The 16,201-nt window shown below is 45.0% G+C and carries 9 protein-coding genes and 2 pseudogenes; 1 reads left to right on the forward strand and 10 read right to left on the reverse strand.

The features are described from left to right. A partial coding sequence (locus V6C93_RS27285) for a class I tRNA ligase family protein (RefSeq protein ID WP_333479818.1) occupies positions 1-1,114 on the forward strand: 1,114 nt, incomplete at its 5' end. A gap of 139 nt (positions 1,115-1,253) precedes the next feature. Here the strand turns inward: V6C93_RS27285 and V6C93_RS27290 are convergent. The 10 genes and pseudogenes from V6C93_RS27290 to V6C93_RS27335 form a co-directional block, all read right to left on the reverse strand. Next, entirely contained in the window at positions 1,254-2,195 is a 942-nt protein-coding gene (locus tag V6C93_RS27290; protein ID WP_333479819.1) for a ParA family protein, read from the reverse strand. A gap of 141 nt (positions 2,196-2,336) precedes the next feature. Then, the gene (locus V6C93_RS27295; RefSeq protein ID WP_333479820.1) at positions 2,337-2,873 is read right to left on the reverse strand and encodes a hypothetical protein; all 537 of its coding nucleotides are present in this window, start codon (positions 2,871-2,873) and stop codon (positions 2,337-2,339) included. Positions 2,874-2,938: 65 nt separating this feature from the next. Then, positions 2,939-3,889 carry a hypothetical protein gene (locus tag V6C93_RS27300; RefSeq protein ID WP_333479821.1) on the reverse strand — a complete coding sequence of 317 codons (951 nt, stop codon included), beginning with the start codon at positions 3,887-3,889 and terminating at the stop codon, positions 2,939-2,941. Between the two features lie 131 nt (positions 3,890-4,020). Next, positions 4,021-4,152, reverse strand: a pseudogene (locus V6C93_RS27305) (IS630 family transposase); the annotation flags it as partial. Positions 4,153-4,195: 43 nt separating this feature from the next. Then, positions 4,196-5,473: a sensor histidine kinase gene (locus V6C93_RS27310; protein WP_333479822.1), complete on the reverse strand. Its 1,278-nt coding sequence runs from the start codon at positions 5,471-5,473 to the stop codon at positions 4,196-4,198. Positions 5,474-5,521: 48 nt separating this feature from the next. Then, entirely contained in the window at positions 5,522-6,862 is a 1,341-nt protein-coding gene (locus V6C93_RS27315; RefSeq protein WP_333479823.1) for an amidohydrolase, read from the reverse strand. Between the two features lie 50 nt (positions 6,863-6,912). Beyond that, positions 6,913-7,203, reverse strand: coding sequence for a hypothetical protein (locus V6C93_RS27320; RefSeq protein ID WP_333479824.1), 291 nt, complete (start codon positions 7,201-7,203; stop codon positions 6,913-6,915). A gap of 67 nt (positions 7,204-7,270) precedes the next feature. Continuing rightward, on the reverse strand, positions 7,271-12,787 hold the full coding sequence (locus V6C93_RS27325) for a trifunctional serine/threonine-protein kinase/ATP-binding protein/sensor histidine kinase (protein WP_333479825.1): 5,517 nt from the start codon (positions 12,785-12,787) through the stop codon (positions 7,271-7,273). Positions 12,788-13,510: 723 nt separating this feature from the next. Then, entirely contained in the window at positions 13,511-15,523 is a 2,013-nt protein-coding gene (locus V6C93_RS27330; protein ID WP_333479826.1) for an alpha-amylase family glycosyl hydrolase, read from the reverse strand. Between the two features lie 183 nt (positions 15,524-15,706). Beyond that, a pseudogene (locus V6C93_RS27335) lies at positions 15,707-16,201 on the reverse strand (ribonuclease D); the annotation flags it as partial.

Below are 16,201 nucleotides of genomic sequence, written 5' to 3' on the forward strand. Positions count from 1 at the left end.
TGACATTGCCCCTTACAAAACTGTCCTAACCCACGGCTTTTTGGTGGATGAGCAGGGACGCAAGATGAGTAAATCCCTGGGGAATGGGATTGACCCAGCGGTGGTCATTCAAGGTGGCAAGAACCAGAAAGAGGAACCCCCGTATGGGGCTGATGTCTTGCGCCTGTGGGTTTCTTCGGCAGACTATTCCTCCGATATCGCCCAGAGCAAGAATATCTTCAAGCAACTGGGGGATATTCGGGGCAAAATCCGCAATACGGCGCGTTTCCTCTTGGGGAATTTGCACGACTTTGACCCTGCCAAGGATGCGGTGCCTTATGAGCAGCTTCCCGAATTAGACCGCTATATGCTGCACCGAATAACGGAGGTATTTGGGGACGTTACTGAGGCGTTCGAGAGTTACCAGTTCTTCCGCTTTTTCCAGACGGTGCAGAATTTCTGCGTGGTGGACTTGTCGAACTTTTATTTGGATATTGCCAAGGATCGGCTCTACATCAGTGCTCTTGACTCGCCTCGCCGTCGTAGTTGTCAGACGGTGATGGCGATCGCACTAGAAAATTTAGCACGCGCGATCGCACCGGTGCTGTGTCACCTGGCAGAGGACATCTGGCAATACCTCCCCTACAAGACGCCTTATCAGTCTGTGTTTGAGGCGGGGTGGGTGAAGTTAGAAGAGGAGTGGAAAAAACCGGAACTCGCCGCATCTTGGACATCGTTGCGCGGTATCCGCACTGAGGTGAACAAGGTGATGGAGCAAGCGAGAACACAGAAGATGATTGGTGCTTCGCTAGATAGTAAGGTGTTACTCGCTGTTGCAGACTCAGAATTGCGCAAGCAGTTAGAAGCACTCAATCCCCAGGATAGTCTGAGTGGTGATCGGGTGGATGAGTTGCGCTATCTGTTTTTAGCATCTCAGGTGGAAGTCCTTGATTCCCAGGAAGCAATCCAAAAGGCGGATTACAAGAGTGAGTCGGACAAGCTATCTGTGGGTGTAGTGAAAGCGGAGGGGCAGAAATGCGATCGCTGCTGGAATTACTCCACCCGTGTTGGCACAATATCAGAGCATCCTTTATTGTGCGATCGTTGTGTCCCCGCCTTAGAAGGTCAATTTTAACAGTGGACAGTGAGCAATGAGCAGTGAACAGTGAACAGTTGATCACTGCTCATTACCAGAAGAATTAAAGGGGTACTCGATTCCCCATTCCCCATTCCCGGCTCCCATCTGTTGTGCATTTTTAAGGCACGACAGCTTATCACTCCAAATTAACCAAATTCATCTGAGGTTGAGAAGCTTGAGACAGACTGTCAGAACTCTCCACCTTTTGTAAAAATTCTTCAGTTAACTTGGCGAATGCTCTAGAGCCAGCGGAATTCGGTGTCGCTAGAACGGCAGGCATAAAACTGTCTACGGCTTTCGCCACATTAACATCCATCGGGATACGATTCTCGAACAGTTGAGCCGGACTGAATTCTGCAGTAACTCGCTGCATCACCTGTTTGTAATAGCGATCAAAAAGACCACCACTGGACAAAATAAACACAATCCCTAATAATTGCGACTTGAAAGAGCTATCCTCACCATAACTATCTTTAAGCTTGGCAATGCGTCTTTCTAGGAGCTGAATTCCGACAACCGATAAAGGTTCTGGTCTAGCTGGCAGTAAATAAAAGTTACTCCCAACAATCCCACTTCTAGTTAAAAGATTGTAACCCGGAGCGCAATCTAGAATAATAAAGTCGTAGTCATTAACTACGGGTGCTAAAATCCCCTTTATTAATTCCTGTTCAAAGCCATTCCAAACGTCGCTAAAATCGCAATTATCATTATTAGACGCTTTTTTGTGGAGAAGCTCAGAGACTAAATATTCATCATAAAGGTCAATGTCTCCGGGCAATAAACTTAGCTCTGAGATTTGACAAATATCAGATTGAATAACCTCTAGTGTCGTTCGCTTAATTCGATTATTGGGTTTAATTTCTTTATAGATGAGCTGACTTAAGGTGCGCTTTTCTCTCCTAACCCTGGCAAATTCTTGAGGTTGCATTAGGCTCAGGGTAGCACTGATTTGTGAATCTAAATCGACCACTAAAACACGCTTTCCGTGATTTTTTGCCAAGCAAGTAGCCAAGTTCACAGTGAGGGTTGTTTTCCCTACACCACCCTTCATATTAACTGTGGCAATGATCAATCCCATTAATAGAATCCTCTTGGAGAAACGTTGCCTCGTTCGGCAAGAACTAATCTAGCTTACTAAAGTAGAGTACTGGTTGATGAAAATGGGAATGTGGGAATTTTACTGCCCTTGACCAAAAACTAAAATTGATGGGCTGAAATTTTAAAACCGCAGGAATTTCGGATTGGTGATTGTGCGAGTCCCGGAAGAGGAAGTATCAGGATTGTTCAGAGTTTGGGGTGTGGAGGTAGCCCCAGTTGCCACGGGTGTAGGTTCAGTCGTCGTAAGAACGGCTGTGGGTGAGGGTGCAGGCGTTGTGGGAGTCAGTGAGGGGGTGGGCGCGAACATTAGAGGAGCTGCCGATGTCTCTGTCGGGACTGTTAGGGGAGCCAGTGAAGGGGTGGGGGCAAAGGTTAGGGGAGCGGCTGATGTCTCTGGCTCAGATGTCACAGGCATCGCGAAGGGTGTAGGAGAGGTTGTTGTAGGCGTGACGGTATCAGTGACAGGTAGACTCTGAGGGTTAAGATTGGACGCAGGGTCTTCGTTCTTCAAAGGAGCGATGACAGGAGCCGATGAGCTGGCTTGAGGCAAGGTGCTTTGTGCCCATGCGGGAAAAGCACTCAAGGCTGTTGCTGCCACTCCACACAGAGTTGCCAGTGTTTTGAGCCAGGTAATGGTATCCTTTGATTGACTCAGCATTGTTTGGACGCTTCCTCGATCCTGAGTGAAAACTGGCCTATAGAGGCACCATAACAGCAAGTCTACTACGAAGGACTCCAAATTGGCTTCAATGATAAAAAATCTAAAATCTGAAGATTCAAAAAATCTAGGTATTCTTTAGATGAGAGGTAGCCAATGAGTGGCAATTGATGTAACTGGCTAATTTGGTGGTAATAAGAGTAACCAAGACGCGCTAAATAGCTCTTCGGAATGCGGTAGAAGTTATTAACTCTAGGGAGTTTGATCTCGCTGAATTCTTTAGAAATAATGAACCAATTTCCGTCTTTCTCCAACAACTCACCTTCGTCGCCTTTTTTTAAATCATTCTTTCGGGCATGGATGACCACTGGTGTTATATCTTCATCTGGACTAAACACCAGAAATTCATTCCAATTAATAGTGGATAAATTCATTCTTAAATCTTCATTTACCAGAAGCAGGTCACGAACATAATAGCTATACCCTTTTTTTTGTAAGAACTTTAAAGGGATTGTCAGTTCTCCACCGTCTCCCAAAGATAAACATCGCCACACTTTCCTATTTTCTTGACAATCAACGATATAAATAATAATCCCTTCAAAGCGATAGCTAGTGGCATTAGCATCATCTACGAGTACTTCCCCCCATTTCATAAATTGCAGTAGTTCGGGGAGTGGCTCTCTAGAGCCATATTCGTTTTGGGTAGCCCAAGAAGAATCTGACAAAAAACGTTTAATTTCCTGGCGTTCATCTGGATATTGACCATCAATGGTTATGTAACGGCGTAGTGCTTTTTTAACTTGAGGTGTTGACCTGAATGACCTCTGCCTTAGTAGCATAAAAGCAGCATGTTGTATCTGCCATAATTCATCATCCAGACTTTGAATGACTAGATTCAAGCCTTCTTGACCATACTCTAACGCTTTAGAAAGAGCTGCAATCTTTTGCCCGACGTTATCACTCTCCAACTGGATTTTAACGTCTTCGATGCCTCTGATGAGGTTATTGTCTGGCATATTTATAGATATTTTTTGATTGGAAAAGGGTACTATGATGTCCGCTGATATGCCCTTAATAAAAATGGAAAAGTTCGTAGTTGCACTTTAGCGCTAAAGCACAACTACGAACCTAATAAGCTGTCGCGCATCTAACTTGCATTAACAGCATTTCCTTTATTTTTGATTTTTCGTCCCCATTTGATAATCAGTTCACCCTCATTCAAAAGCTTATTTAATACTTCTTCTAGCTCAGTTACTGATTGAAATAGTCGATGAGCTAGCCTTCACCTTATCAAAAACTTCATCTTGAACAACCTTTTGACTTCACTCCTGTGTATTGGCTTGAATTGATGGCTGATGCCTTGGAATTTCAATCACGAACTCCGTCCCCTGACTTTGTTTTGAATTGCACTTCAACTGACCGTTGTGTTTCCACACCACAATCTGGTAGCTGATGGACAACCCCAAACCAGTACCTTTTCCCACAGGTTTCGTTGTAAAAAATGGGTCAAATAGCTTCTGCCTGACTTCCTCGGTCATGCCGGGACCATTGTCAGCAATATGAATGACAATTTTGTAATTAGCGATCGCTTCTGTGCGAATGTAAATTCTACTAGGATTTGCTTGAATCTCTGCTTCAGTTCGTGATAAATTGTAGTCTTCCAAGGCATCGATCGCATTAGCCAAGATATTCATAAACACCTGATTGAGCTGTCCGGGATAGCACTCTACCAAGGGCAAGTCTCCATAGTCTGTGACCACTTCAATCTCTGGACAGCTATCGTTAGCTTTCAGCCGATGCTTGAGAATAATCAGGGTACTGCTGATGCCCTCATGAATGTCAAACAACTCTTTCGCTGAGGTGTCAGCACGAACGAAAGTCCTCATTGATTTGCAGATAGAATCGAGCCGTTCTGTTCCCTCTCTCATCGAGTTGAGCAGTTTGGGCAAGTCTTCTAGTACAAAGTCCAATTCAACAGCTTCGATTGCGGCTTGGATTCTTGGTATATTTTCGACGCAGTATCGCCGATAAAGATTTAAGACGTTAATTAGGTCGTGAAAGTAGTTTTCAGCATGTTCGACATTACCTAAAATAAAGGTGACGGGATTAGTAATTTCGTGGGTAATTCCAGCAACGAGTTCGCCAATACTTGCCAATTTCTCGCTTTGAATCAGATAGGTTTGCGCTTGTTGGAGTTGAGTTACGTCGGCTCTGGTTTGCTGCACTGACTCCAAGCTTCGTTGCAGCGTAAGTTCTAAATCATTGAAGTCTATTGGCTTCGTTAAGAAGTCGAAAGCCCCCCGGTTCATTGCTGTTCTGATGTTGGCTAAATCCCCATAGGCCGACACGACGACTGCTTTGAGAGTGGAGTCTTTTTCTTTAAGGTGACTGAGCAGGTCTAACCCATCCATTTCTGGCATATTGATATCCGTTAACACCACTCCAATCTGAGGGTCGCTTTCCAGTTGTTCTAGGGCTTGTCTACCATTGCTAGCAAACGAAAACACTAATTCGTTACTGCGAATTTTTTCCCGGAAGTGCTGTTGGATTACATATTCTAAGAGGGGCTCGTCATCGACTACGAGGATTTTAGCTGTCATACAGTGGAGTCAAGCCTGTTTATTAACCACATAGCATAGCTTTATAAGTTATAAGCCTGCACATTGACGCGCTCGCACAGCACGTTCCCGTGCCTTCACTAGAATTTCTGTTTCATCGACTGTGGTAATATGTCTGTCTTGCATCACAATTCGTCCATCAATAATTACGGTCTGAACATCAGAACCCCTAGCCGAGTAGACGAGGGTAGCCATAGGATCGTGCATCGGGGTGAGGTGGGGAACTTGAGTGTCGATCAAGATGAGGTCAGCGAGAAATCCCGTCTGAATTGACCCTAGCGACGACCCCATCCCAATCGCTCGCGCACCGCCTCGGGTTGCCATCGCGAATACATCTTTGGCAATCAATGCGTCTGGTTGAAGGGTTACGACTTTTTGTAGCAATGCCGCATCCTTCATCACTTGAATCATGTCTTGCGTATTATTGCAGGATGGTCCGTCGCAGGCTAGACCGATGTTAATCCCTGCCGATCGCAGTTTGGAAATCGGTGCCACTCCGGCAGCCAGTAGCATGTTACTGGTGGGGTCGTGAATAACATGGGAACCCGTTTCAGCAATTAGCCCAATGTCATGGTCTGAAAGATGGACGCAATGGTTTAGCATGGTGCGATCGCCCAGGACACCTACATCAGCTAGCATCTCAACGTTGCTTTTCCCGGTACGCTGTCGCACCAAGTCGTTGTATTCAGGTGTCTCTGCTGTATGCAGGTGCATGATGACATTGTTTTCTTGCGACAGCTGGACGGCATCCTCAAAGGCATCAGCACTGGCTCCCCAAGGAACTAAAGGGCCAATCCCAACGCGAGTTCGGGCATTGTTTTTCCAATGGCGAATCAGGCGTTCTGAACGTTTAATGATGTTGTGTCGGGTTTCAAGGAATGCCTCGTCAAGAAATGACTCATCGTTGCTACAACGGAAAAAAATAGAGCGGATACCCGTGCGATCCAGGCTAGCGATAGAGACTTCATCCACGCCATCGGCATAGTGGGGGCTGACAAAAACTTCACAAATTGTCGTGTTACCAGCCTTGATATTCTCAATCGCCCCCAACTCCATGCTCAGTGCATAGTCTTCTGTTTCCAGCGCCCGCATCAGTGGCAGTTGGGAATCTGAGAGCCAATGAAGTAGAGAGCGATCGCTGCCCAAGGAACGCCCGAAAATCATGCAAAGATGAGTATGGGCATTAATAAAACCCGGACAAACCAGCGAGCCTGAAGCATCAATCACTTCGTCACAGTTGGATGCCATTGGTTGACCGCTGCCTACCTCCACGATTATGTTGCCATCTACCAGTACATAGCCATTCTCAATAACGCTATTCTCATCATCGCTGGTAAGAATCGTACCCCCTGAAATTAGCAGTGTTGACATTTAAACCTTCCCCCTCACTCGTTGAACACTTTGCTCAGAAAATAATAACTCTAGCTTTGGTGCAAGCAGGCTCTGTACTCCCATTGAGGCGTATTTGCCAGTGAGCGCGATCGCGCTTTTTGAAACGATACAAAGGAGCGCGGCGTAAAGTCCTCCCCTTTGGGGAACGAGCTTCGCTTTGCTTGGAACCTAACCTGCGCCCAGCTTGCCCTAAGATTAGGCGAGAGTCCCAGCCAAATCAATAGGTAAGCTGTCGTGCCTGCCACTTGCCTATCGAAAGGAACTGGTAATGAGAATAGGTAATAGGGAGATGGAAAAACCTTATCGACCCAAAAATTCACCAATTACCTCTTCTCCTATTACCAAAACGTGCAACTTACCTATGCAACCTCTTCAATTTGGACTTGCCTATTGCCTATTACTGATTCCCAAATTTTTCGGCAAAGTAATAAAAAATTCGGTATAGACTCCGGGTTCGCTTTGCACCTCCAGTGTGCCTCGGTGCTGTCCAACAATGATGTCGTGTGTCAAAGATAAACCCAAACCCGTTCCCTGTCCAGTTGGCTTGGTAGTAAAGAAAGGATGGAAGATTTTTTCTCGAATTTCTGGTGCTATTCCAGTCCCGTTATCCCGAATGCGAATTTCAACAACTGCACCTTGATTTTTGGTCGTGACGCTAACTATGGGGGTGAAGGAAGCATCGCCCTGTTTGTGCTTAACCATAGCGGCGTAGCAGGCGTTATCGACAATATTAATAATGGCGCGACTGAAGTCAGAGGGAAATAACTCGAGTTTACTGATAGCATCGTCGCAGTTAATGTTGAGGGTGAGGTTAATATCACTATCTCGATTTCGTTGGCTATGATACGCTAACTGGACAGCTTGAGTAACAAGGGTGTTGAAGTCGGTTGTTTGACGCTGGCTTTTATTAGAGCGAACGTGCAGCAGCATACTCTGAATAATAGTGTTGGCTCTTTGTCCCTGCTGGTAAATTTCACTAACGTTTCGCTTTAGGTAAGTTAGGATTTCATGAATCGTGTCTGTAGATGCCTCTTCTCGGCGTTCAATTTGACTGTCAAGTGTGTTGCACAGTTCAGTCGTTAATCCCTCGGATAGAGAGGCGAGGGACGTGACGAAGTTGAGAGGATTGCGAATTTCGTGGGCAATGCCTGCGGTTAACGCGCCGAGAGACGCAAGTTTCTCTTGGGCGACGATCTGTCTTTGGGCGGTTCTGAGTTCGAGGAGCGTTTGTTCTAACTGGCGATTTTTCTCTTGTAATTCTTGGGTGCGTTCTTCTACTTTGGCTTCCAAGGTGTGGGAATACTCTTCTAGTTGCAGTCTGGCTACTTCGAGTTGTGAATTGGCTGTTTCTACGTTGTTATACAACCGAGCATTTTCTAAGGAGATGGCAGCTTGGGATGTGAGGATGTTGAGGAGTTCGATGCGATCGCTTGTAAATGCACCCGCGCATTGATTATTTTCTAAGTAAAGAATACCAAGCAGCTTACCTTGTTTGATAATCGGGGAACACAGAATCGATTTCGGTTGATTGGCGGCGATGTAAGGGTCAGTCGCAAAAATGGATTCTCTCGCTGCTTCATTTACAACCAGATTTTGCTGAGTTCGTTCAACATAGTTGATAATAGCGGCTGGAATATTGGGATTGTTCTTAACTGCAATGGATTGCAGCACCATTACCTGTTCAATATCAATGGCTCCTGCCGCTTCGATGACCAACTTGCCTGACTTTTCCATAATGAGAAAGCCCTTTTGTGCACCCGCATTCTCAAGGATGACCTTCATGAACTTTGACAACAATTTGTCAAGAACAATTTCTTCGGCAAGGGCAAGAGAGGCTTTCATCACTGTCGCTAAATCCAGCACTCTCGAATCTTCTATCATTGTTGAGGTGGTCGTTTTACTAGAACCAGGGACTATTGTTTCGCCTGGGGTGAGGGAGGTAGGAGTTTGGCGCGAGACAACTCTGGCAAAGAGCTGTGGATATCTTGCTTCTAAGTCTTGAACTTTAGCTTTCGCTCCCCATCTAGCATAGCCATAGTAGGCATCTTTCAGATAGGTTTGAGCCATCTTTTCTTTTCCATTCGTCAAATAAAACTCTGCTGCCAGTTCGTTCGCTAAGGCTTCGTCTTGGATGTATCCGTTGTCCTTAGCTCCAACTATGGCTCGGTTATAAAGCTCGACGGCTTCCCAATTTTGCTCCAGAACTCGTGCTTTCTCTGCCTTCACTAGGTCATACTTATGCTGATAGTTCATCGGCGCATGGTACGCCCACTGTTTCATTTTTTCTTGATTTTCTGACACTTGGCTCAGGTACTGGTGTTGCTCGTGAGATTCAGCATGGGGATACTGGGCGAGTAGAGCCAGCGAATAGTAGAAGTTGTGTAAGCTAACAATAACTAACCCTGTCACGCTGCTTTCATGTTCTGAGGCTAACTTTGCATAGGCGATCGCCCTATCGTATTCTTTGAACAAATAAAAGAGAATAGATTTAGCAATGTATATATAAAACAGAGAACCATAAGTATTAGCATCTATCAGAATAGGTAATATTTTTGATTCGTCAAATATTTCACCGATTAAACAGTATTTATCCGTCGCTAAGCCTTGGAGATTTAATGTTAGCTGCCCCCATATTCTTGTCTGATAAATGGCATACTCTTGTTTGAGTTTGACCAGTAAATCTATATACTGCGATTGTTTATTGCTAACTATTTCTAGTTGTTCTTCTGTCAAAAAAATGTGAGTGCAATATTCAATAATAGAATAACCCGCATACTCTAGATCTCCAGTTTCAATACCACTTTGAATCCCTTCAAGAAACGGGGTTAATATTTCTCGACTATGTTCTTTCCAGTGTCTGACACAGCAATTAAACAGAGTAAATACTAGGCATTTAAGTTCTTTCGCATTAAATTCCTGTAGGAGCCTTAAGGCTAGTTGTCCAGCATGATATCCAGCATCCAGGTTGCCCATTCTGCCACACAATAGTGTGGCGTACCAAACATAGGCATAAGAGGCTAGCGCTGAATAACCGTTTTCAATACAGAGATTGACCATCGTCAAGATAACTTGCGGCAAAAGCTCCGGCTTGGCAATAAACACAGAAGAACTGATAGCCTTGAGAATCCGCATAGCCGCCAGTTTATAAGGGTCTTTCATCACTGGCAGGTTTTCTAAGTTGGTCAGTTCAGGCAACTCTACTCGCAGATGACTATCACTAGGTATAGAGGAGAGAGAAACGCCCAAGAGTGTTAGGACTTGCAATCCAATATCAAGGGCTTTGAGCATCTGATTTTGAGCATTATAAAACTGGATTTGCAGCTCATAAATCCTCACTTTTTCGAGTAGAGTATTAGCCCGTTCTAGGACAATTTCAGCTAGCCAAGCTGCCCGCTCGAAATTAATCCTTAAGTATTCCGATTCCACCGCTTCGATATGCAGTGCGATCGCTAAATCATAGTGATTCTCCCAGCCCGTTTCTGCCAGCAATTCTAGCCCCACATTAAAATACCTAGCAGCAGGCTCATATGCCATTGCCGCCTTCGCTTTCCGGCCCGCTATTAAATTAAGATTAGCTAGTTCTTCTTTTTCAGATTCGGAGGTAATGAACTCTAGCCCAATATTCAACTGATTTACAATATCAAATATATTATCTTCCAAAGAAAACTTAGCTGTTTTCTCTAACAGCAATTGACCAATTTTCCAATGAGTGGCTTTTTTGCGATCGCTGGGAATTAAAGAATAGGCAGCTTGCTGCACTCTGTCGTGCAAAAACTTGTAAGAGATTGGGGGTTGAGTTAGCGTTAATGTAGCGGCACTAGGTGAGCCGTTAGGTACAGAGCTTTGTTCAGCTTCAAATCGCCAGTCTCCCTCTTCAAACACTAAAGGGATTTTGTAGTCATTACTCAGAGGTAGAATTAAACCCGCTTGAAGTGCTGACCACAATTTGTTAGCAGTGCTTGATGGCATCTCTTCACTAACAATCGCGAGAATATCCAAGGTAAATTGATTACCAATACAAGCCGCTAATTTTAAAACTTGCTGCGTTACTTGCGGAAGTTGGCTGATATTTCTGGCGACAAGTTCAACAACATTAGAGTTATTAATTCCCAGCACTTCAGTCTGCTTAATATCCCACTGCTTGATATCCCAAGTCCAGCAATTTGCTGCAAAGTCAAAAGATAACAGTTGTCCAGAATAAAGTGTTTGAAAAAGCTGAGTTATAAAAAAGGGATTGCCTTGAGTTTTCTTAAAAAGTAGCTCAACTAATTCTCTTGAGTTTTCTGCTCTGTTGAGTGTATCGGCTACTAATTGCGCGACAGTCGAAATTTCTAAAGGCTGGAGAACAATGTTATTAACTTTTGCTCCAGCTTTTTGAATTTCCTCTACCGTCAACATGGTAGGATGTGTTGGAGTTACTTCGTTATCTCGATAGGCGGCTATCAACAGTAAATATTGACTCTCTGGGTCAGTTATCAGCAGCTCTATCCACTTCAAAGAGGCTAAATCTGCCCACTGTAAATCGTCCAGAAAAATGACTAGAGGGTGTTCGGCTTTGGTGAACACGCTAAGAAATTGTTTGAAAATCTGATTAAAGCGGTTTTGAGATTCTGTTGGCCCTAAAAGCGGAACTTCAGGTTGTTCACCAACAATGAGTTTGATTTCGGGAATGACATCGGTAATGACTCGACCATTTGAACCAATTGCCTCTTCCAGTTTCGCTCTCCAAACGGCTATTTGCTCTGAGCTTTCAGTTAGTAGTTGCTGAATCAATTCTTGAAAGGATTGAATCAGAGCAGCGTAAGGAATATCCCGTTTGAATTGATCGAATTTTCCTGTAATAAAATAGCCACGTTTGGCTACAATTAGTTTGTGAACCTCATTCACAACTGAGGTTTTACCAATACCTGAATAACCGGAAACTAGCATCATCTCACTGGCTCCCTTGCTAGTTCGCTCAAAGGCATTCATTAAAGCTGTTACTTCACCTTCGCGCCCGTAGAGTTTTTGAGGGATAAGAAAAGAACTCGATCGATCTAACCTCCCCGGAATGAAGCCTTCAATTTGTCCCGATGCTTGCAGTTTCTGCCAAACTTCTTCTAAGTCTGCCTTGAGTCCAACGGCGCTTTGATATCTGTCTTCCGCCGTTTTGGCAAGCAATTTCATGATGATGGATGACACAGCTAGTGGGACTTCAGAATTTAGCTGATGAACCGGCACTGGTGTTTTAGCAATGTGGCAATGCACTAATTCGAGCGGATCATTGCTCACAAAGGGCAACTGACCTGTTAGCATTTCATAGAAAGTGACACCTAGAGAATAAAAATCGGTGCGGTAGTCTAGTGAGCGGTTCATCCTGCCAGTTTGCTCTGGAGACATATAGGCAAGAGTACCCTCGAGAAAGTTGGGATTGCTGATTGTCAAGTTTTCTTTCGACAGACGAGAGGCGATGCTAAAGTCAATGAGTTTGATGTGTTCGGATTGAGGGTTAATTAGGATATTGTGCGGTTTAATATTTTTGTGAATAACGTGATTTTGATGTAGCTTGTGGAGGATTTCTGCTAGCTGGCGAGCAAGAGAAAGAAAGGTAAGAACGGAAATTTTTTGGTTGTTGAGAAAGCGATGAAGATAGATTCCCTGAAAATCCTCTAAAACTAGCGCTAACCTATTGTTATAGGTTTCTAAGCTTAAGGCTTTGACAACTCCTTCAACATTCAGAAGCTGAAGAATTTTATATTCATGCTTGAGCCTGGTAATTTCTTCAAGAGTAGGATACTCGGCTTTGAGGGTTTTGATGATAACTGAGGTAGAGTCGGGTTCACGAGTCCCGCGATAAATGAGGGTGGCGATGCCTTCGTGAATTTTAGAGAGATTTGTATATTTGTGTTGAGGACTGCTAGCCACAATAGGTTACGCCGACATAGGTAAGAGGTCTCCACTGTACATTTTTGTCGTTTGCAATCACTGGCTATGGTGATCAAATAACTAGTATTTATGTGATTAGTATCACAGGGCGTGTTAATGAACAAGTCATATCAAATCTGGGTTGACTACCTTTTTTTTCCTTAGTCGCGGAAGTAACTAGTACCGCTCCCTTGCACGTCAAAAGTCTTCGACTGCGCTTCCTGTGCTGGAAATGAATTCCAGCACCCAGCGTCAGTCAAAAGTCAAAAGTCAAAAACCAAAGACCTTTGAGAATACACAGTTTTCAGTCTCTGTTGGCTGACCTCGCTACGGTTGTTAAAAACACTGTTCAAGCCAAGCCGCTTTCTACTGCCTCGCAATAACCAAGATTACGCAACTGACTCCTGTACAACAACAAGCGTTCGATTTACTGGGTCTTTCACTATAGCGTACCCAGTAAATCAGCAGTGAATATTACCTGAATTCAACTCAAGCCAATCTTTTTGGCGATTTTGGCTAACTCATATCTTGCACCATCGTCTTATTGCGAAAATCACAGCCCAGAAAGCTCTTATGATTTCGTAGGATGGACACTCCACTCCCCACCCGACCCTTATTGAGAAGGTGCAAGATGTGAGCTAACTAACTTCAGACTAGGAAACGCTATATAACTCCCCCAGATTTGGGGGAGTAACCAAATTACCGATTATGCGTCAGTCCTAATTAGACCAGGGTATATACCTTTGCTTCCCAAGGAAAGATGCCTTCTCTGCCTACCCATTTCGAGGGAACCATTCGCTCTTGAGTGATTTCCTTCCACTGTTTGCCAGCGGGAGTTGCAGGCCAATTCGGGATTTTGTACTCCGAGCCTGGGGGGGTACCGTAGTCAGAGAAGTTCGCAACTACAACCACCAGCTGATCGGCTTTATTGCCGCGCTGCCAGACTAAAACCCGCTTACCTTCATTGAAGTCAGAATGAATAAACTGGGTGTCATTTACAGCTAAAGCATCAGAAGACTTGCGCAAGCGAATCAACCTCGCGACGTATTGGAAGATGCGTTGCCGCCAATCATCTTTAACACGGCTGAAGTTAACTGGATCAACCTGTTTATTACTACCATGCTCGTCACTGAGATTCAAATCCTGCTGATCGGCGAATTCATCCCCTGCCAGAATCATAGGAATTCCCACAGCCGTGAGTAGACAGACAAATGCCAGCTTGATGCGCGGCTCAGTGCGGTCAATTCCATTATTAGCCAGCCAGTTGAAGAAGCGTTCGTTACCCATGCCGCCAACATCGTGGGAAGTCAGGTAGTTTACGGCTTGAGAACCATCTGTAAAGCCTAAGTTGCGGCAGTCAATTAATTTCCGGACACTCCATTCAAAGCTAGGTTCGTCAGAGGGATTCTTGCCTAAAATCACCTGCCGGATAATTTGCTTGAATTTTTCGTTCCACAATCCATCCAAGCGATGTTGATGGACGAGAGCCAAGGGTACACTTAATTCTTCCCCAACTACTAGGAAGCGATCGCTCATTCCACCCCGTTTATCCCAAATCGTGTGGGAAAAATCTTTGAATTCCTGCAAAAAGTCGTAGTTGGCAATGTTGTTAACACTATCGAGCCGCAGTCCATCCACCCGATAATAGTCCAACCAGTGGGCAATGTGAGTTTTCATGTATTCACGAGCCGGGACAAAGCTTGATTTTTGCCCAGTAATCGGGTGATAGCCCTCCACCCAATAGTTGTACTTGAATAAATCCCCACCAAAGCCATCTCTTGAGCCTTGTTCTGGGTCACCACTGCCCCATTTGAGGTAAAAATCTAGAAAATTAACGTTGTGGTAAGGATTATTCCGGGAGAACGCCATCACCACATCGAGGAAAAAACGTAATCCATGCTGATGACAGGTTTTGATTAGATTGGCTAAATCCGTAGAAGCCGTGGGTGGCACCTGATGATCTGGGCGTCCCAAATCGAAATCTGCGGCAAAATAGTTAGCTGTGCCGTAGCCCCAATTTAGAGTATCGTCACTGTCTTCTGGGGGCAGCAGTTCTAGGGCGTTCACTCCGAGTTCCACAAGATGAGCGCGGTTGTTGAGGGCGCGGAGTGCGGGAAAAGTAGGAGCGTTATCTTCTGGCACCAACAGCGCTAGTACGTCCCGAAAGGTGCCGTTGCCCTCTTCTACCCCTCCTGTTGAGTTAATCCGAGCCCAACGGGTTGGTAATTCGTAGATAATCAGTCGATTATTGGTAGGCAGTGACTCTAGAGGAGCATCGCCTTCCCAATTAACGGTTTGCCCTTGGGGATCGCAAGGAGTGAGCTGAGCATTCTGATAAAGTACGACACTTGCCGGATCGAAGCTAGCGACTCCCGTTGAGTCCTGCGGTACGTGCTGCGGTAGGGGAGCAGATATCCGTCGCTCCACAGTTGTAGCGATGGGATCGGAGCAGTACATGATTTGGCTGGCATTGGCAGAGTCGTAGGGGTCACTATTGCGGATTTTAAACCAGTAAAAGTAGACTGTTCCCTCAACCAAACCACACTCTTGTGCTGAAATCTCCCATAGTTCGGGAAAGTCCGCCGATGGATGAAGCGAAAATTCTCCTAATTTAGCGAGTCGGTCTGGCTTTTCGGGATCGATGCTGCCAATGTAGAGGGTGGGAGCAGGTTCCACCTTTCCCGGACGCCATAGGACAAAGTGAGTCTGCTTGCGGCTTAATAAATCGGGATGCATGATAAGCCTTCCTTTGGACGAAAATTCGTTATAGAGCTTTTACAAGTTTGCGGAAGCTGATTTCGGACAAGTTGGTAAATAAGTCAGTGATTGTTGACTTTAAAGCCAGACTCAAGAGTCTAGAATTGAGCCATTACAAAGCTTTGAACTCATTGACTTGTGTTACTCCTGACGCTTGACTGCTTAAAACGGCAATTCTTCATCTTCCTGCTCAGCCACTTTCAGCTGCAAAACAGTTGTTTTCTCTTCTTCCACGGGCAGTTGTGCGATCGCATCTCCTAATTCCTTCTGAAGTTGCTTGGTCAGCGTGACCGATAAATCCAGGTCGATCCCCATTTCTTGCGTCATTTTTGCCAACGGGCTGAAGGGAACTTTTTTGGTCGTTCGCATTTGACTGGTCAACCGAAACCCCTTAAAATCTTTGACCTTTTGTGCATCCATTGCCGCTTTCAAGCGTTCTTTGACTTGATTCATTTCGGTATCCAACTGCCTCCACCGATGCTCGATCTGCCGATACCTCAAGGTGAGTGCTTCTATATCCTCAGTTGCTGGGTCAGGCTCGTTTATCTGTAACAGCCGATGGTGTACCTGCGCGACATAAACCGCATCCATTTTGGCATAGTACAATTGGCTTGCCGTGAGGGGTCGTTGCCCCCAATCACTGCCTTGTTCTGTTTT

The organism is Allocoleopsis sp. (assembly GCF_036703385.1).
Classification (GTDB): Bacteria; Cyanobacteriota; Cyanobacteriia; order Cyanobacteriales; family Coleofasciculaceae; genus Allocoleopsis.